Raw genomic sequence first — 19427 nt, 5'->3', positions numbered from 1 at the left:
TCACGCAAGCTCTCCCTCGGTCGGACGACGCGTGTGCATCAGGTAGTTGACGGAGAGGTCGGAGGAATTCAGACGATATTTGCGCGTCAGCGGGTTGTAGGTCATGCCGGTGGAGCCTTCCATCTTGAGGCCCGCATCACGTGTCCAGCGACCCAGCTCGGCCGGACGGATGAACTTGCGATACTCGTGAGTGCCACGTGGCAGCATCTGCAGCACATATTCCGCGCCGAGGATCGCGAAGGCATACGCCTTGGGATTGCGGTTGATAGTCGAGAAGAACACCATGCCGCCGGGCTTGACCAACCGTGCGCAGGCCGCGATCACCGAGGATGGGTCCGGCACGTGCTCGAGCATTTCCAGACAGGTGACGACGTCGAACTGGCCGGTCATCTCTTCTGCAGCGGCTTCGGCGGTGGTCTGGCGATAGTCCACCTCAACACCGGACTCCAGCTGGTGCAGGCGGGCAACGGAAAGTGGCGCCTCACCCATGTCGATACCCGTCACCTGGGCACCACGATGTGCCATGGCTTCGGAGAGAATGCCGCCGCCGCAGCCGACGTCGATCACGCGCTTGCCTGCCAGGCCAGCGTGGGTGTCGATATAGTCGACCCGCAACGGATTGATGTCATGCAGCGGCTTGAATTCACTGTCACGGTCCCACCAGCGACTGGCCAATGCCGAGAACTTGGCGATCTCGCTGGCATCGACATTGCCCAGATGGTCCTGGGGCTGGGCATCTTGCTGGGTGTCGTTATCGCTCATCTTTGCATCCTTACCGTTACGGAAGTGCTGTTCGGGAGGTGGCAGGCCTGTACAGGCACCTTACCCTCGGGCACGATTCCACCATTCTAATCCGACTGCCGTCGCGGGTCAGCGTCCAGCGCAAAAAACTCATCATGACGGGCACTTGCGTTACGATGGGGCAGGACGTCGCGCCACGCGCGATGGCCAGTCGTCATTATTGTCATGTAGCAACGGGGAGTGGTCATGAGCCTGGTTCCGATTCGCTGGGTAAGCCAGCAAGAGTGTGCGTCGCGGGAAGAAGACACGGCAGTAGCCCAGCCCGATGCCCGCGCTGGCGTCACTCATGATGTCACTTCTGATGCCACTCAGCCGGCGGCGAAGCTTGCGCTGCTCGACCAGCGCCTGCTGCCGGGTGAAACTCGCGAGGTGCTGCTTGAGGATGCACGCGGGGTCGCGACTGCCATTACCGACATGGTGGTTCGCGGTGCACCGGCCATCGGGATCGCCGCCGCCTATGGCGTGGCGCTGGAGGCTTTCGTCATCAACCGCGAGGGCGGCGACTGGCAGTCACGCCTGGCCAGCGCCTGTGATGTGCTGGCTGCCTCGCGTCCGACAGCAGTCAACCTGTTCTGGGCGCTGGATCGCATGCGCAAGGTGATTGCCGCACACGCCACCCAGTCGCAGGCCCCGTATGAGGCGTTGCTGAAGGAGGCCGTGCGCATTCATGAGCAGGATCTGGACGACAATCTGCGCATGGCCGAGTTTGGTGCCCAGGTGATTGCGGCCTCCCTTGCACAAGGCGAGACGCGGTGTGAGGTCATGACCCACTGCAATACCGGCGCGCTGGCCACCGGTGGCCACGGCACGGCGTTGGGCGTGATCCGTACCGCCTACGCCCAGGGCATTCTCGGCCGTGTGCATGTCAACGAGACGCGCCCCTGGTGGCAAGGCTCTCGCCTGACGGCGTGGGAGCTGGTGCAGGAGCAGATCCCCGCGCGGCTGGCCGTGGAAGGCGCAGCCTCGTTGATCATGCAGCAGGGGGCGCGGACGCCGGAAGGGGTGCGCTGGTTGATCGTCGGCGCGGACCGCATTGCCGCCAACGGCGACACGGCCAACAAGATCGGCACCTTCTCGTTGGCCGTTCAGGCGCGCGCCCACGGCATCAAGGTCATGGTCGTAGCCCCGCTGGCCACGTTCGATGGCACCCTGGTCAGTGGCGCGGACATCCCCATCGAAACGCGTGACGCCTCCGAACTGCGTGAGGCGGGTGGTCGCCAGATCGCGCCGCAGGACATCGATGTCTTCAACCCGGTCTTTGATGTCACACCGCATGAGTATATTGATGCCATCGTCACGGAACATGGCGTGGTAGAGTCGCCCGATAGTGACAGTGTTGGTGCGCTGCTCGGCCGCGCCATGCGCCGTTGATGGCGATTCAGCAAGCGGTAGCGCTTGGCAAGCCTCGGATAGTGCAGGAATTTCGCACTCCTTGATCAAACTGGCATAATCCCTGCCTATGATGAAGGATGGTCGTTGATTGGCTTCGACGGCAGTAACCCGGTGGAGGCCCTTCGACGGACTTCACCACGACATAGACACAAGGAAGACGCTACATGATACGCAAGGCTGTTCTGCCTGTTGCCGGTCTCGGCACACGTTGCCTCCCGGCCTCCAAGGCCATCCCCAAGGAAATGATCACCATCGTCGACAAGCCGGTGATCCAATATGTGGTGGAAGAAGCGGTCGCAGCCGGTATCAAGGAAATCGTGCTGGTTACCCATTCCAGCAAGAATGCCATCGAGAACCACTTCGACAAGCACTTCGAGCTGGAAACCACCCTGGAAGCCAAGGGCAAGCTCGAGCTGCTCGAACAGCTGCGTAACATCATCCCGGATGACGTCAAGATCATCAGCGTGCGCCAGCCGGAGCCGCTGGGTCTGGGTCACGCCGTGTTGTGCGCCAAGCCGATCGTCGGTGATGAGCCGTTCATCGTCATGCTGCCGGATGTGCTGGTTGATGGCGAAGGGCTCGAGAAGAATGACCTGGCGCGCATGATGGAGGCCTATGAAGCCACCAACGCCGCCCAGATCATGGTCGAGAATGTTCCGCAGGACATGGCCTACAAGTACGGTATCGTCGCGCTCGACGGTGACACGCCGGAAGCCGGCAAGTCCGCCCTGATCAACGGCATGGTCGAAAAACCGGCCCCGGGCACCGAGCCGTCGACCCTGGCGGTCATCGGCCGTTATCTGCTGCCGGGCCGTATCTTCGAGCTTCTGGAGAACACTCCGCCGGGCGCTGGTGGTGAGATCCAGCTGACCGATGCCATCGACACCCTGCGTGACGACAAGGCCGTCGCGGCCTACCGCATGGCCGGTGATACCTACGATTGCGGCCACCAGCTGGGCTATCTTGAAGCGACTCTTTCCTTCGCCAAGCGTCACCCGACCTTCGGTGAAGGCTTCCGCGAGCTGCTGACTCGCTACCAGGAGAAATAAGCCATGCAGGTGCTGGTGCACGGAAGCGAACTGGCGGCGGCAACGGCCAGCGCCGCTCTGGCGAGCGTGGGTCACCGTGTCTGGTGGTGGCCGCATGAGGATATGGACTGGGCTGCCCTGGAACACGTCGACTGGTTGAACAGTGAGCCAGGCCTGCGCGAACGTCTTGATCGCCATCGGGAGCGCGGCGATCTCACCCTCATCGACGGCCTCGAGTCACTGCGGCGCATCGATATCCACTGGATTGCCGTCTCGCCGGACCAGCGGGAAAGCGCGCTGAGCCGTGTCGAGCAGCTGGTGGCGACCCTGGATGAGCCGCTGGTGCTGATCAACAACTCGACCTTCCCGGTGGGCACGACCGAGCGTTTCGAGGCGTTGCTGCCGCGTGACGACCAGTACGCCGTCGCCTTGCCGGACATGCTGGAAGAGGGCCGTTCATTGGCCACCTTCGAGCGTCCGGCCCGCTGGTTGCTGGGCAGCGAAGCGGAACCTGCCACCCTGCGGGTGCAGGAGTTGCTGCGTGCCTTCAACCGACGCGAAGATGTCTTCCAGATCATGCCACGCCGCGCCGCCGAACTGACCAAGCTGGCCATCAACGGCATGCTCGCGACGCGTATCAGCTACATGAACGAAGTGGCGGGTCTCTCCGATTCCCTCGGCGTTGATGTGGAATATGTGCGTCAGGGCATGGGCGCCGACCCGCGTATCGGCTTCGGCTACCTCTATCCGGGCTGTGGATTCGGTGGCCCGAACTTCTCGCGTGACCTGATGCGTCTGGCCGATGTCCAGCACCAGACAGGGCGTGAATCAATGCTGCTCGAGCATGTGCTCGACATCAACGAGGCCAAGAAGGAGACGCTGTTCCGCAAGCTGTGGCAGCACTTCGATGGTGAATTGCGCGGCCGCACCGTGGCGATCTGGGGCGCGGCCTTCAAGCCGGGTACCGCACGTATCGACCATGCGCCGGTCTTGACCTTGCTGGAAGCGCTGTGGGCCCAGGGCGTGCGCGTTCGCGTACATGATCCCGCGGCCTTGTCAGCGCTGGGTGAGGCCTGTGGCGCGCATCCGTTGCTGGAGCTGGTCGATGGCAACATGTATGACGCCCTGGAGGGGGCTGATGCCTTGATGCTGGTCACCGAGTGGAAGTGTTACTGGAACCCGGACTGGCAGCGCCTGAAGCGTGAGCTGGGTGCGGGCCTGGTGCTCGATGGCCGAAACATCTTCGACCCGCGTTACGTGGCAAGCCAGGGGTTGGTCTATCGCGGCATCGGCCGCCGCGCCAGTCCCTGACAGGCCTCTCCAAGGGTCAGGCTGACGCGTTATGAAGCTGATGGTCTCTCGGACTGATGCTCTCACAGGCTGACTCTATCGTGCTCGACACGCAAAAGCCCTCATCCGGGACCGGATGAGGGCTTTTTGTCGTGGGCATCAGGCTTTCTATCTTGAGGCCTAGGCTGTTCATGCAGACCGCCAGGCTGACTTCAGGCCCAGGGCTCGAGCACGAATTTGCCCACGTGGCCCTTGCTGAGAAACTGCTGTTGCGCACTGACGATCTCGGTCAACGGGAAGCTGGCCGCGATCAGCGGGCGAATCTCGCCTTGCTCTACATAGCGAATCAGATTGGGGAAGGTGGCTTCACACCAGGCAGTGGTGCCTAGCAGTCGCAGATTCTTTAAGTACAGGTCGCGCAGGTCCAGCGTCACCATCGGGCCGGCGATGGCGCCGGTGGTCACCAGGCGGCCTCCACGCGCGAGCAGCTTCATCATGATCGGGAAGTTGTCGCCAGCGACATTGTCGACCACCAGGTCGACGCTTTCGTGGCCCAGCAGTTCGAGCAGGTCGGCCTTGCGATCCAGAAGTCTGTCGGCGCCTAGTTCGGCAAGGGCCTCATGCTTGGCGGCGCCCGCTACGGCATATACCGTTGCGCCGCGGCGCTTGGCCAGCTGCAACGCGGCGGAACCGACTCCGCCCGAGGCGCCCAGAATCAGCACACGCTCGCCCGCCTTGAGCTCTGCCTGTTCGAGCATGTTTTCCGCCGTGCCATAGGCGCAGGGTAGGGAGCCAAGTTCGACATCACTCCAGTCACAGTCCACCGCGAACACTTCACTGGCGCGCACGCTGACGAATTGCGCGAAGGCGCCGTCGAAGTCCGAGCCCATCCATTCATTTTCCAGTGAGTCCCAGCCCTCGCTGCGCATGCAGGAGCGTACCAACACGCGCTTGCCCAGCAGGCTGGCATCCGCATTCGGGCCCAATGCCACCACCTCGCCACAGCAATCCGTGCCCTGTATCAGGGGGAAGGGCGTCTCTCCTTTCCAGCCACCTTCCGGCGGCGCCGGCTTGTCAGTCGTCGCCTCTGCATCCGCGTTGTCATGCACGCTGCTGGCCTGTTGGGTCGCGGTGGTGATCGAGGAGGAATACCAGCCCAGACGCGTATTGATCTCGGTGTTGTTCATGCCAGCCGCCAGCACCTTGATCAGCACCTCGCCTTCACCGGGCGTCGGCACCGGGCGCTGCTGAGTCTCGAGGCATTCATAACCCCCATGGCCGGTGGTCACGATCGCCAGCATGGAGTCGGGCAGTGAGGAGGTCGAGGTATCAGTGGGCATCGGTATTCCCTTTTTTCAAAGTATGTATTTCGTGCAGCCAAAGAAGGCATTTCAAGCAGTGTGTGCCAACAATGTCGTCGAGTCTCTTGTCGTTGAGTCCCTGTGAACGATCACGGTCACGCAATGAGGTAGAGCATACGTTCTACTTCTGCATCATTAGATAGGGGTAACGCCGTGGTTTGCAAGTTGACAGACGAGATTCTTCTTCTGGTGGCGTATCCCTTAGCGTAGCCAAGCCTTGCGTGTAGCAGGATCGCGGCGGGGTGACGTTGTCTTGAACGAAAAAACCCCGCCAGGTGGCGGGGTTTTCAGAGCAGGGCGCCCAAGCGTCATATCAGGGTGACGTCGGATGCCCTGGCTCAGCTGGAGTCTCGAGCGGTAAACGACTCGGCCTCCTGAAGCTAGCCAGGCTCGGTATAGCCAACCCAATCTAGCCAACTCAATCTGGAAAAGCTCAGGCTGCGAAGTTCTGTGCAGCGAAATCCCAGTTGATGATGTTCCAGATGCTTTCCAGGTACTTCGGACGCGCATTGCGGTAGTCGACGTAGTAGGCGTGCTCCCAGACGTCGACGGTCAGCAGCGGAGTCTGACCAGACTTGGCGATCGGGGTGTCAGCGTCGTCAGTGTTGACGATTTCCAGCTCGCCCTGGGCGTTCTTGACCAGCCAGGTCCAACCGGAACCGAAGTTGCCAGCGGCGGAAGTGTTGAAGGCTTCCTTGAAGTCAGCAACGGAGCCCCACTTGGCCACGATGGCGTCTGCCAGCGGGCCGGACGGCTCGCCACCACCATTCGGGGACAGGCAGTGCCAGTAGAAGGTGTGGTTCCATACCTGAGCTGCCTGGTTGAACAGACCACCCTGGGCGCTCTGGATGATCTCTTCGAGAGATTTTTCTGCGTCAGCAGTGCCTTCGACCATGCTGTTCAGCTTGGTGACGTAGGCTTGGTGATGCTTGCCGTAATGGTACTCGAGGGTCTCGGCAGAGATGGTCGGCTCGAGTGCGTTCTTTTCGTACGGCAGTGCTGGAAGTTCAAATGCCATGGGGATCAGCTCCTTTTCCTCACCAATTGGGTCGTACTCTGCCTTCGTGGGGCTTGGGGCTGAGTATTTCAATGCCTGACCTGCCATCGCGTGATGGAGTAGGGCCAGACAAGCACAGTCTCAAGCTCCGCGACCAGCATCACTCCCGGCCCTGAAACTGGCCGCCCGCTCAGGCAGCGGGCAAGGGCGAAAGTGCATGACTCGCCGTGCATCCTTCATGCCGTGGCTACGCGCATGAAATGTGCAATCAGCGTGAAAAACCTTGTGAATCCAGATAGCTACGAAGACAGAGGCTGCGCGTATCGCAGTGTCTGGCACTATAGCACCCAGACACCGACAGGCCAACGCCGGTGGGCATTGGCCGCGGTATCCTCTCAAGCGTCTTGCAAGGCTCGTGTTCATTGCCAGGCTCTTGTCCCATTCCTGCCACTCTGCCCTCGATGGCGGGCCGTGGCGGGAACCTGATGAGATGACCGAGGTCAGCTGTTAGACTCGATTTCCTGTACATGAACCGTGACTTATCTTTTGCAGAACCTGCATGACTGTATCTTTATACAGCAAGGCGAAAAAGCGCACTTCCCCTCGCCTTGAACCTGGTGCGATGGGGGCAGCGAGCTCATGTCATGCCCTGAAGATGCTGCGCTGAACCTTTCGCTGCTGATCGTTTGCCGGACCTGGAGCCAGAATGCGGCCGCACAACGCTGAACCGTCTCTCAATGACTCACCGGACGATGCGCTGGTCGCGCGTCCCGACGATGCGCTTGGCATGCATCACACCCGCCCCCCCGCGCCCAAGCGCTGGCCGACGTGGCTTTGCCTCCTCGCCCTGGGGGGCGTGGTGGGCTGGCAACAGTGGCAGCTGCATGACCTGCAGACCCTCGGGGGCGATCAACGCGATCAGCTCGGCGCCCGTGTCAGTCAGCTCGAACGTTCCATGGCCCAGCTTGAGCAGCAAGGTGATGAACGCCTGAGCGAATTGCGTGATGCATTGGGTGAGCAACTCGGCGCCCTGGACAGCCAGTTGAAAGACACTGTCCTGCCGGCGCTGACCACCCTGGAGGAGGACAAGGCGTCCCTGTCCAGTGAGGCCGTCGCGCGCCTCGAGACGCTGGAAGACAAGGTGGCAAAGGACGCGGATGGCGCTCAAGAACGTCTGACCGCCATGGACGAGGCACTTGATCGCCTGAAGGGTCGCGTCACGACGCTTGCCCAGACAGCTGACAACCACGCGACCCTGGTCACGGCACTGCAAGGCTCGATGGCGGCACTGGAATCTCTCAGTCGTGATGGCCGCGCAGCGCTGGGCGCGCGCCTGGACGCCCAATCGGCCACGCTTGAGCACCTCGAGCCGCTGGTGGACAAGACCTCCAGCACCCTGGACACGCTGGCTTCCCGCGTCGAGACATTGCAGAGCGATATTGAGAGCGATGTTGAGAACGATATTGAAAGGGTTAGCGCCGAGCAGTTGGCCTCGCTCGAGACTCGCCTGACAGCACTCAAGACGGACCTGGCCACGCAACAGACTCAGACGCACGCCCTGCAGCAATCTCAGCAGCAACTGAGCGAGACGTTGAAAGCACTGCCGGAGCCAGCGGCCGCCGCTGATGGCGATGAACTGGCCAGCAAGCTCAAGGGCCGTTTCGCACCGATTGACGAGCTGGCAGCGCTTGAGAGCGCGCAACGCTCACTGGCCTCCCAACTGGGTGAGCTGCGTCGTCAGCAGACAGCGCTCAGTGCCGGTCTGGAAGCCAGCTCACAGGGGGCGTCAGAGGACACGCGAGAGCAGTTGCGCTCGCTGGATGCCAGCCGCCGTCAGCTGAGTGGCCGTGTCGCGTCGCTGCTGGGTCAGGTGTCTGAACTGGAACAGCGCGTCAGTCGACTGGAACGCCGCTGAGCCGGCGTAGCAGAGACATGGGTGGCGTTACCTGAGTATCCGCGACACAAGACCCGACGATATGGCGTGGCCCGCCATCCAGGTAGGCCATGTGACACGCCCCGTGATGACCGAGCGCCGCACGACATGATGAATGGGAACGATGGACAGTGCTTTCCACCAGCACTCAACAAAGGACAAATCATGAGTGGCGACAACAATGATCCTGCTCGTATGAACTGGCCACGCAGGTTGCCGCGAGAGTACCTGACACCGCTGATCGTGTGCGGTGGCCTGTGCTTTGCTCCCCAGGCACTGGCGATCGATGCCTCGGTCAAGGGGATCAAGGGGGCGGCAGCCACCAATGTGGTCAACTTCCTGACCGGACTGACGCTGGAAGACGATGCACCGGCCGAGCGCTATGAGGATGAAATCATCCGGCGTACCCAGGAGGCCCTGCAGGCGTTCGGCTATTACGATGCCCAGGTCACGCTCAGCTATCCCGAGAAGGGCCTGTTGGGCGGCGATGATGTGGTCGTGACGGTGGATGCCGGTGAGCCGGTCACCATCGAGACACTGGAGCTGAGACTCGAAGGCGACGCCGCGCGTGACAAGGTCATGAAGCAGGCGCTTGCCGAGGCCAATCTCGAAGAGGGAGATGTCCTGCGTCACTCGCGCTACGACAGCCTCAAGTCGACTCTGACGTCGCTCAGCCTCGAACGCGGCTATTTCGACACCTCCTTCTCCCAGCAACGCATCGAGATACGCCCCTGGTTGCACTCTGCACGCATCTATCTGGTCATGCAGAGCGGTCAGCGCTACCGCTTCGGCGATATCACCTACCGCAACAGTCAGATAGAGCTGGATCGCGTCAAGGCCATGCAGCCGTTCGAGACGGGTGATTATTACGAAGCCGGCAAGTTGACCCAGTTCAACCAGCGGCTGAGTGAGGCTGGCTGGTTCCGCTCGGCCGCGATCAAGCCGCAGCTGAGTTCCGATGCCAACCTGGCGACCACCAGCCCCGACAGCGAGATCGAGACGGGCGAAGGCCATACCTCCTATGCCGAGGCCAAGGGCTATGAGGGCTCCTGGCTTGCCGATGTCCAGGGAGTTAATACAGGGGGAGCTGACGCCAGCTCGGACTTGACGGCCTCGTCCGCAAAGGCCGCAGGCAAGTCGTCTGCCGGGCAGGCGTCTTCGGTGGCGGACTCTCAAGTAACGGGCACTCAGCTAGCAGATGACGCCACACCGATGTTGACTGCCGATGCCCTGGAGGCTGCGGTCAAGACGGCCAACGGCCCCGTCATTCCGGTGGACATCAGCCTGATTCCCGCCGATCGCCACAAGTTCGAGACCGGTATCGGCTACGCGACGGATGTCGGGCCACGCCTGCAGTTCAGCTGGGAGATGCCGTGGGTCAATCGCTATGGCCATAGCCTGACCAACAGCCTGTTCCTGTCCTCGCCGGAACAGACCTTCGAGGGCGAATACCGCATGCCGCTCGAAGACCCGCTCAAGGATAGCTATGTCCTCGAGTACGGGATGTCGAACACCGATGATGAAGATACCGAGAGTCTCGAGACCACCGCGCGCTTCACCCGCGAGTGGAAGTTCGACAATGGCTGGACCCAGCGCGTGTTCTTCGGTTCCACCTATGAGGACTACACCCAGGCGGACGAATCCGGGGCCGTGCTGCTGCTGTATCCCGGCGTGAGCTGGAACCGCACCCGCACCCGTCCCAAGACCTTCCCGATGTGGGGCGACCGCCAACAGCTGACCTTTGAGTACGGCGATCAGATGTGGGGCTCGGACGTGACCTTCCTGCGCTCCCAGTTCAACACCAACTGGATACGCTCCATCGGCGACAACCATCGTTTCGTGGCGCGCATGGGCGTCGGGCACGTCGATACCGATAACTTTGATGACATGCCACCTTCGATGCGCTTCTTCACCGGGGGTGACAACAGTGTGCGTGGCTATTCCTACGAGACACTCGCGCCGGAAGATGATGACGGCGATCTGGAAGGCGGTAGCTCATTGCTCACCAGCAGCCTGGAATACGATTACCGCCTGACCGGCGACTGGTGGGGCGCGACCTTCTACGACGCCGGTAACGCCTTCAATGGCTGGGACGCACTCGAGCTCAAGACGGCGGCCGGCATGGGGATTCGCTGGATCTCGCCGGTGGGGCCGATTCGTCTCGATATCGCCCATCCCTTCGATGACGATGACAACGATTACCGTATTCACTTCTCGATCGGGCCGGAATTCTGAGCGGCTCGCGTCTCTTGAGCGAGTGTCGTGCGGATCAAGCGCCAGCAAAGGACCATCAGCTGAGCGGGTGAGCTGATAAAAAAGATATGGAGATGTTGGAATTGTCTAATCCCTATGTACGTCGGGGCGGCCTGGTCATCCGGTTGCTGATATGGCTGCTCGTGTTCCTGATCGGGCTGACGATGCTGCTGGTCGGGGGCGTGCTGTCTCCGTGGGGCACCGGGCTGGTGCTCGATCAGGCGCGCTCACGTGGCTTCATCGATTACTCCCAGGCCTCCGGCTCACCGCTGGAAGCGCTGTCACTCAAGGACGTCTCGCTGGACCTGCCGGGGCTGACCGTCAATGCCGACTCTCTGTCGTTGGCCTGGGGCGAGGACTGCCTGCTCAAGGGCAAGCTGTGTCTCGAGTCGCTGGAGTCCAGTGGTCTCGCGATCACCCTGAGCGATAATGGAGCCAGCACTGAACCGGAAGCGGAGAGCGGTGAGAGTCTCAACGTGCCCATCGTGGTGCCGATTCCCATCGAGGTGCACAAGGTCGCCATTGATGACTTCGCCCTGGCGCTGGCGGATGGCAGTCGCGTCACCTTCGATCATTTCCATACCTCGGCCACGCTGTCAGTGAGTACGCTGACGCTGGGCGAGACACGCCTGATCACCAGTCGTTTCATTCCGGCCGATGCCGCCGCGGCTCAAACGGCGTCAGATTCCGTCAGTCTCGAGGGTATGAGCATTACGCCTGAGGCTCAGCAAGCGGCGAGTGCAGTGATCAACGCTCAGGACGTGACGTCTCAAGCCGAGAGCGCCGCCAAGGCCATCACGGATGAGGCTGCAGAAGTGTCTGGCAAGACTGCAGCTGAAACCACGGATCAGACAACACAGGCCGGGCGCATCGCCTTGCCGGAAGTCTATATTCCGCTGACCATCGAGGTTCCCGATCTTGCCATTGAAGACTTTGCGCTCGAGGGGCCAAGCCCGTATGAGGTCAGCCGCCTGGCGCTGGCGCTCAAGGCGGAAGGGCATGACATCACGCTCTCACGTCTCGAGGTCGACTCGCGTGATGTGAATGCCGATCTCGTTGCGCAAGTCACCTTGAAGGACGAGTATCCCCTGAGCGCCACGCTCAATGCCGAGACCCTGATCGACCCCGTGCGTAATGAAAAGCTGCGCCTGTCTCTGGAAGGCTCGCTGGCGGATCTTGAGGCTTCCCTCAAGGCCGACGGTCCGCTGGCCGCTGAGCTTGTGGCCAGCGCGGATGTACTGGACAGTGATCTGCCCTTCGAGGCACGCTTGAGCTCCGAGCGGATCACCTGGCCCTTTGCTGCTGTCTCTGATGACACCTCCGCGGATGCGCAGAAAGGCGCTCAGACAGCGACGCAAGCCAACGCTGGAAAGAACAAGACTGCCTCCGCTGGCGCTGCCTCCTTCACGCCTGACTATAGCGTCGAGAATCTGGCGCTGGTCGCCAAGGGCTCATTGTCGGGGTATACGACCACACTAGACGCCATTATCGAGGGGCGTGACATTCCGCGGGCCACCTTGTCATTGGCTGGCGACGGCGATCTCGAGCATTACCGCTGGCAGCCGCTCAAGATCGCGCTCAAGCGTGGCACCGCGACCACCCGTGGCGAGATTCATTGGCAGGAAGGGATCGAGGTCGCCGCCGAGCTGGCTCTCGACAAGCTGCATCCCGAAGACTTGCTGCCAGCCCCGACCGGGGGCGGACAGAAAGCCGTGCGTGGTGAGCTTAGCGGCAATCTCGTGGCCAGCTTCAATCAGCCTCAGCAAGGCCCGTGGGCCATCGATGTCAGCAAGCTGGATATCCATGGCACCTTGCTCGAGCGTCCGCTCACGCTGACCGGCAAGCTTGCAGGCAATGCCGACATGCAGTGGAACGTCGACGCGCTTGAGCTGCGCCAGGGGCAGAACCGGCTGAGCGCCAATGGCAAGATTGCCAAGACCATCACCCTGGCGGCCAACATCGATTTCCCGGCGCTCTCGACCCTGATGCCGGATATCGCGGGCGAGCTCAAGGGCAAGATCGATGCCTCGGGCACTCTCGAGAAGCCTCAGCTGGCCAGCAACTTCACCGCACGACGCCTGCAGATCGGGGAGAACCGTATCTCCGACATGGCGCTGTCGGCCGAGGTCGATGCTCGCAAGCGAGGAATCGATGACCCGGCACTGGATATCGCCCTGAATGCCGATGATGTCAGAGCTGGCGGACAGCAGATCGCGACCGTCGCGCTGACGCTGGGAGGCTTCCTGAGCGATCACACCCTGCAGTTCGATACCGAGATGGCCGGTGAGATGCCGCTTTCTCGTCTGGGGCTGACCCTCAAGGGTGGGCTCGACAAGGCGCGTGAGCATTACCGCGGTGGGCTGTCTCCGCTGACGGCGAATACCGATTTCGGGGACTTCAACTTCGACACGCCGGCGAGCTTCGATGCCAATCTCGCCAAGGGCAGCGTGCTGGTGCAGCCGTTCTGCCTGAGTCGTGAACAGGGCGGCCAGATCTGTGTCGCCGAGCCATTGAGCGCGGGCAATGACGGTCAGGCCGTGGTGACTCTCGAGGGGATTCCCCTGGACATGGCCCAGAGCGCCACGCCGGAGAGCTGGTCCATCGGCGGTGCCACGGGCGGCAAGATCACGGCAAGCTGGAAGCAGGGTGGCCAACGCTGGAATGCTGATGCCGAGCTGGCGGGCAAATTGACGCTGGCCGGCGAAGACGCCGACGGCAATGCCTGGTCATTGCCCGAGACCACCCTGCAACTGGCGCTTGAGGCCACGCCCGACAAGGCCGATCTCGATACCCAGATTCGCCTCGACAGCGCCGGCGGCATCGGTCTCACCGTGTCGGTCCTCGACCCGGCAGGCGCAGGTCAGCTGGATGGCTCGTTGGCCATCCGCGACATCGACCTCTCGCCTTATCGTCCGCTGGTGGCAGGCATGACTCAGCTGGAAGGCAAGCTGGCGGGTGACGTCGAGGTCGGCGGCAACCTGAACCTGCCGTCGTTGACCGGGCCAATTGCGCTTACCGGCGTCAAGGTGCAGGGCGACGGGCTGCCGGTGTCGCTGTCGGATGCCCAGTTCACCGTCGACTTCGATGGCAACAGTGCCGATATCGATGGCTATCTGGTGGGCAATAATGCGCGCTGGGGCATCGATGGCGAGGCGGCGTGGCCGACGCTTGAGGACTGGACGGCGTCATTGAACCTTGACGGCGCGAAGAATCCGCTCGAACTGCATATCGCCGGAATCGGGCGTATGCGCGTCGCGCCGGACCTTGCGATCAATGCCAGCCCCACGCTGCTCAAGCTGCGGGGTGACGTCAATGTGCCGTGGACACGCATCGAAGTGGACCAGGTGCCGCCATCTGCCGTGTCACCTTCCAGTGACACCATCATCATCGAGCGTTCCAGTGATCAGGACACCTCCAACCCAGCCGAACTGGCCGATGGCAGCGATACCGCCAAGGCGCTCAATGAGGCCGGCATGGCGCTGGACGTGCGCATCGGCATCCATATTGGGCCGGATGCGCGTCTGGAGGCGATGGGGCTCAAGACCAAGCTCAGAGGTGATCTTGATGTGCGCCAGTCCAAGGGTGGCGTGCAGGTCTTCGGTGAGGTCAATCTGGTCGACGGAACCTACAAGAGCTTCGGGCAGGACCTGCAAATCAGCAAGGGACAGGTCTTGCTGGCCGGGCCGCCCTCGAGCCCGCGTCTGAATATCGAGGCGATCCGTGATCCTGACAACACGGAGGACGACGTGACCGCAGGGGTGCGTGTGACCGGGCTTGCCTCGTCGCCCAGCGTCGAGATCTTCTCGGACCCGTCGATGGATGAATCCTCGGCACTGAGTTATCTGCTGCGCGGTGAAGGTCTGGACAGCGACACCAGCAGTGATAGTGCGGTCACGTCCGCCTTGATCGGCATGTCACTGGCGCAAAGCGGCCAGGTGGTCGGGCAGATCGGAGAAACCTTCGGCGTGCGTGATCTGAGTCTGGACAGCTCCGGCAGCGGGGATGACAGCCAGGTGGTGGTCAGCGGCTATATCGCTCCGGACCTGAAGCTCAGTTACGGCGTCGGGCTGTTCTCGCCGATCGCGGAGCTGACACTGCGCTACAAGCTGTTCCGCAATCTGTATGCCGAAGCGGTGTCCGGCACGGCGCAGGCCGTGGATCTGCTCTATAGCTTCTCGCTGGGTCGCAGCGAGCTGGCGCCCAGAGTCGGCAAGGACAGATGACACATCAGGCCAATTGATTGCCGCAGATTCAGCCCCCATCGACAGGTTCGGTGGGGGCTGTCTCGTTATGGTGAGGGCGGAGAACTTGTTGCAGAAGGTGCTCGAGAGATCGTGACCGGCAGTGCCCGACGCTGACGGTCACGCAGTACAGCAACGCTTGATCTTCTTGCCGCTGCCACAGGGACACAGGCTGTTGCGCCCTGGCGTCAGTGTCTGCCACTCGGCATCACCGTCGACATAACGCCAGTGATGGCCATCGTGATGAAAGCGGCTAAGTTCCTGCAATTGTTGAAACTTTCCCTGCTCGAAGAAGGTGGCATGAAAGCGTACCATGCCGGTATCGGCGTCTTGTCCGCTGTCCAGAATCTCCAATGCCAGCCACTGCGGGCCAGCACCTTCGAGATCGGCGCGTGCCGGGCAATGGGCCGGGTCCCAGCTGTCGATCAGGAAATCGCTGAGCGACAGGCAGAAGGCACTGTAGCGGGCACGCATCAATTGCTCGGGGCGTTCGGCGAGGGTGATGTCAGCATGAATCGGCTGACAGCAATCGACGTAGCGTCGCGCCTCAGTACTATTGGGCTGGCAGGGGCAGATCTTGGGGGGCAGAGATGACATCATTGAACCTATACACGATTGCACGACGCGACACAGGAGAGAGTCCGCCATGTGGATAACGGAAGATAAGCAGACCATTCCTTCAGCGCAGGACAGCTTGCCAGGGCGCAGTGAAGCGGTACGCATCAGCGGCGTTCATCACGTCAATGGCCGCTCGATTGTACCGCCCTTCGACAGTGAGTGTGAGGAGATCGTGCTGGGACTGGGCTGCTTCTGGGGAGCCGAGCGCCTCTTCTGGCAGCTGCCGGGCGTCAAGGTGACGGCGGTCGGTTATGCCGGTGGCCATACACCGAATCCAACCTATGAAGAGACCTGCACCGGCAAGACAGGCCACACCGAGGTCGTGCGTGTGATCTTTGATCCGACGGTGATCGGGCTGCCGGAGATCCTGCGGGCCAGCTTCGAGGCCCATGATCCGACACAGGGCATGCGTCAGGGCAATGACATCGGCAATCAGTACCGCAGCGCGATCTATTACACCCGCGAAGACCAGCGCGCCATCGTCGAGAAGAGCATGGCCGACTACCAGCAGGCGTTGGATCAGTCCGGTCTCGGCCGCATCACCACAGAGGTCGCACCGTTGCGCGAGTTCTACTACGCCGAGGAATATCACCAGCAGTATCTGGCCAAGAATCCGGGCGGCTACTGCGGCCTGAAAGGCACGGGAATCAGCTGTCCCATCGGCTGACAGGCAGGGCATGCTGTCATGAGACTGTTGGTGACAGATTGCCGCTGAGAGACACGAAAGCCTCATGGTCGCCATGAGGCTTTTTTCTGTCTGGAGCAGCTTTCGGTCAGAAACGGTTTTTGTCAGGAAATGCTGTCGGTCATGAGCAGCGAGGCACAGTGTCAGCGGTAACGCTGTCGGTCCTGCTCGGCTTCCGCAAAGCGATCGATCCACTGCACCAGGGCGCCATCGCCGGTGACATTGCACGCCGTACCGAAGCTGTCCTGCGCCAGATACAGCGCCATCATCAAGCCGACGGCGGCGGCGTCGAAGCCCAGCAGGCTCTGCAATACGCCCACCGAGGTCATCGCGGCCCCACCGGGCGAGCCGGGCGCGGCAATGATGGTCACCCCCAGTGCGGCGATGAAAGGCAGCAGGGTGGTGAGCTCGGGCGTTGCCAGGGAGGGAGTGACCAGCATCACGCCAATGGCGCATACGGTCAGCGTGATGGCACTGCCGCACATGTGGATGGTGGCCAGCAACGGCACCGCAAAGCTCGCCACGGAAGGGGAGATGTGATTGAGGTGCATCTGGCGCACGGTAACCGGAATCGTGGCCGCGGAAGACATGGTACCGGCGGCGGTGAAGTAGGCGGGCAGCATGTGGGCCAGCGCCTTCATGGGCGAGCGACCGGTGCTGGTGCCACTAGTGACGTAGAGCAAGCTCAGCCACAGCCAATGCAAGGTCAGCGCCAGCAGCAGGATCATGCCGAAGCTCTTGAGGGTATTGGCGACCGTGCCCGCGATCGTCATTTCGCAGAACAGGCCGGCGATATAGAACGGCAGGGCAGGAATCAACGCCTTGGCGATGAAGCGCTCGACGATGTCACGTCCACCGTCGGCCAGCTGACGCATGCCGTCATGCTCGGTGGCGGAAATGCCGATACCGAACAGGAAGGCCGTCACCAGCGCGGTGCTGATATCGGTCAGTGGTGGAATATCCAGCGTGAAGTAGGGGCTCAAGTGCTTGACGGCATGACTGACCGGCAGCTGGTCCTGTTGCACGATATGCGGCACGACCTCCAGCCCGACGATACCTGCCAACAGCCCTGCCAGCGTCGTCGAGGCATAGGACAACACGATGGTCATGGTCAGCAGACGGCCCGAGGAGCGCTCGAGGCGTGCGATCCCGCTCATGATGAAGAACAGGATGATCAGCGGAATGGCATATTCCAGCAATTCACCAAACAGCACCTTGAAGGTCAGCAAGGCGCGAACCAGGGATTCGGGAGCCCATTGTCCCAGCAGTATGCCAGCCACGATGCCGAGCACCAGGCGAAAAATCAGGTTCATTATCAGGCCAGTAGAGTCTTGAACATAGGATGGGCGCGCAGTCTACCATTCTCACTGAATCGTGACAGTGATCCGTGTCACCCTTCACACCATACATTATGTATACCGTTATCATTTTCAATACTCTAAATTAATTCATCCCAACAACGCATACGGTGGTAACCAGGGCTCAGACTCAGGACTTCCCACCGGATTTGAGGGTGGGAAGGCGAGCAAGGGTGGAAGAAGCCAAAAGAGGCAAGAAATGTCCCAAGGACAAGACAACCAGGGAGGGGAATGCGTATTGGTGCCTGAGTAGCGGTCAACCCCACCAGTTCAATGCAGATAGCTCAGTACAGATAGCTCAGTACAGATAGCTCAGTGCGCTTCGCTCTGCACCTCGGCCTGTGCTTGCGGCTTGGGTAGCCCGCTCCAGGCCTCCAGCTGCTGACTGACACGGCGAGCAAGCCAGGAGCTCAGTCGACCACGACGCCACTCGACAAAGCCCACATGCCCACCGCGCTCACTGAGCTCGATGCGCACGGCCTCGGAGGGTTGGTGGAAGCGTGCGAACAGATCGCGTGGCATGAAGGGGTCATCCAGCGATTGCAGTATCAGCGTCGGCAGTTCTATCTCGCTCAGCAGACGGCCCGCCGAGGAGCGCGTGTAGTAATCACTCGCCGAGGTGAAGCCATGCAGAGGGGCGGTGACTTCGTTGTCATAGGCCCAGAAACTGTTGAGCTGGGTCAGCTGATGCGCTCCGATCGAGATGGGTAGCGGGCCATTGGCAAGCTTCGCTGCCACCTTGGCCTTCAAACCCTTGAGCAGATGGCGCTGGTAAAGGCGCGAGAAGCCCTGATTGAGCACATCCGCGCTGGCCGCCAGGTCCAGTGGGGCGCTGATGGCGATCGCGCCAGCCAGGTCCAGACCATCACCGCCTTGCTCAGCCACCAGCTTGAGCAGCATGTTGGCGCCCAGCGATACGCCACAGGCGACCTTGATGGCGTGCGGATAGCGTCGCCCGAGCTCGCCGAGCACCCAATAGGCGTCAGCGGTATCCCCGCTGTGATAGGCGCGCGGCAGGCGGTTGGGGGATTGCCCACAGCCACGGAAATGCATCATCACCGGTCGCCAGCCCATTCGAGCGGCTGCATTGAGCAGCTCACGGGCGTAGGGCGAGCTCAAGTCACCCTCAAGGCCATGAAACAGCACGAACAGGGGCGCATCGTCACTCAGGGCCGTCGTACGCTCACGCTTTTCATGACCGTCACTGATGACCCAGGCGAGCTCGACGAAGTCACCATCGGGAAGATTGAGAATCTCGGTGCGACGACTCAGGGGCGCGCGGGGCAGAAGGCGGGGCAACAAGGTCTGGACATGGCGATTGCGCAGGCCAAGGGCAGGGCGAAACTCTGACGTGAAGATGGAGTGCGGCATGTGAGGTAGCTCCAGTGGCAGGCCAGGGCGATGACGTTGGTGATCGGATGATGGGCATGCCCTTGATGGCGATGGCCTGCAGCAAGATCTGACAGGAAT

13 protein-coding genes are annotated in these 19427 nt (G+C 61.6%); 7 read left to right on the top strand and 6 right to left on the bottom strand.

What is annotated here, in order from left to right:
• Positions 1–762 (bottom strand): bifunctional 2-polyprenyl-6-hydroxyphenol methylase/3-demethylubiquinol 3-O-methyltransferase UbiG, encoded by a 762-nt coding sequence (gene ubiG / locus QQF40_RS07290; RefSeq protein ID WP_285460860.1) that lies wholly within the window; start codon positions 760–762, stop codon positions 1–3.
• 225 nt (positions 763–987) lie between these two features.
• Between ubiG and mtnA the strand changes: the two genes are divergently transcribed.
• The 3 genes from mtnA (at position 988) to QQF40_RS07275 (ending at position 4532) form a co-directional block, all read left to right on the top strand.
• A complete protein-coding gene (gene mtnA / locus QQF40_RS07285) occupies positions 988–2172 on the top strand; it encodes an S-methyl-5-thioribose-1-phosphate isomerase (protein ID WP_285460859.1) in 1185 nt (394 codons plus the stop codon).
• Between the two features lie 185 nt (positions 2173–2357).
• Entirely contained in the window at positions 2358–3242 is an 885-nt protein-coding gene (gene galU, locus QQF40_RS07280; RefSeq protein WP_285460858.1) for a UTP--glucose-1-phosphate uridylyltransferase GalU, read from the top strand.
• A 3-nt stretch (positions 3243–3245) separates the two neighbouring features.
• Entirely contained in the window at positions 3246–4532 is a 1287-nt protein-coding gene (locus QQF40_RS07275) for a nucleotide sugar dehydrogenase (protein ID WP_285460857.1), read from the top strand.
• A gap of 191 nt (positions 4533–4723) precedes the next feature.
• Here QQF40_RS07275 and QQF40_RS07270 read toward each other — a convergent pair whose 3' ends face one another.
• A complete protein-coding gene (locus QQF40_RS07270; protein ID WP_285460856.1) occupies positions 4724–5851 on the bottom strand; it encodes an alcohol dehydrogenase family protein in 1128 nt (375 codons plus the stop codon).
• Positions 5852–6305: 454 nt separating this feature from the next.
• Positions 6306–6890 carry a superoxide dismutase gene (locus QQF40_RS07265; RefSeq protein ID WP_285460855.1) on the bottom strand — a complete coding sequence of 195 codons (585 nt, stop codon included), beginning with the start codon at positions 6888–6890 and terminating at the stop codon, positions 6306–6308.
• A 685-nt stretch (positions 6891–7575) separates the two neighbouring features.
• Here QQF40_RS07265 and QQF40_RS07260 point away from each other — a divergent pair.
• The 3 genes from QQF40_RS07260 to tamB all read left to right on the top strand — a co-directional run bounded on the left by QQF40_RS07260 (position 7576) and on the right by tamB (position 15278).
• Positions 7576–8784, top strand: coding sequence for a coiled-coil domain-containing protein (locus QQF40_RS07260; RefSeq protein ID WP_285460854.1), 1209 nt, complete (start codon positions 7576–7578; stop codon positions 8782–8784).
• A gap of 183 nt (positions 8785–8967) precedes the next feature.
• Positions 8968–11037 carry an autotransporter assembly complex protein TamA gene (tamA, locus tag QQF40_RS07255; RefSeq protein WP_285460853.1) on the top strand — a complete coding sequence of 690 codons (2070 nt, stop codon included), beginning with the start codon at positions 8968–8970 and terminating at the stop codon, positions 11035–11037.
• A 92-nt stretch (positions 11038–11129) separates the two neighbouring features.
• On the top strand, positions 11130–15278 hold the full coding sequence (tamB, locus tag QQF40_RS07250) for an autotransporter assembly complex protein TamB (RefSeq protein WP_285460852.1): 4149 nt from the start codon (positions 11130–11132) through the stop codon (positions 15276–15278).
• 138 nt (positions 15279–15416) lie between these two features.
• Here the strand turns inward: tamB and QQF40_RS07245 are convergent, their stop codons facing one another.
• The gene (locus QQF40_RS07245; RefSeq protein ID WP_285460851.1) at positions 15417–15893 is read right to left on the bottom strand and encodes a YchJ family protein; all 477 of its coding nucleotides are present in this window, start codon (positions 15891–15893) and stop codon (positions 15417–15419) included.
• A 49-nt stretch (positions 15894–15942) separates the two neighbouring features.
• Between QQF40_RS07245 and msrA the strand changes: the two genes are divergently transcribed.
• On the top strand, positions 15943–16581 hold the full coding sequence (gene msrA / locus QQF40_RS07240; protein WP_175088765.1) for a peptide-methionine (S)-S-oxide reductase MsrA: 639 nt from the start codon (positions 15943–15945) through the stop codon (positions 16579–16581).
• A 161-nt stretch (positions 16582–16742) separates the two neighbouring features.
• Here msrA and QQF40_RS07235 read toward each other — a convergent pair whose 3' ends face one another.
• Positions 16743–17912, bottom strand: a complete 1170-nt coding sequence (locus tag QQF40_RS07235) for a dicarboxylate/amino acid:cation symporter (protein ID WP_285460850.1) — start codon at positions 17910–17912, stop codon at positions 16743–16745.
• A 357-nt stretch (positions 17913–18269) separates the two neighbouring features.
• Positions 18270–19328: a hydrolase gene (locus tag QQF40_RS07230; RefSeq protein WP_285460849.1), complete on the bottom strand. Its 1059-nt coding sequence runs from the start codon at positions 19326–19328 to the stop codon at positions 18270–18272.
• Positions 19329–19427 lie beyond the last annotated feature (99 nt).

Origin of the sequence: Cobetia sp. LC6, assembly GCF_030264805.1 — a bacterium.
In the GTDB taxonomy this organism is placed as follows: Bacteria; Pseudomonadota; Gammaproteobacteria; order Pseudomonadales; family Halomonadaceae; genus Cobetia.
This window is presented reverse-complemented; position numbering and strand designations above follow the sequence as displayed.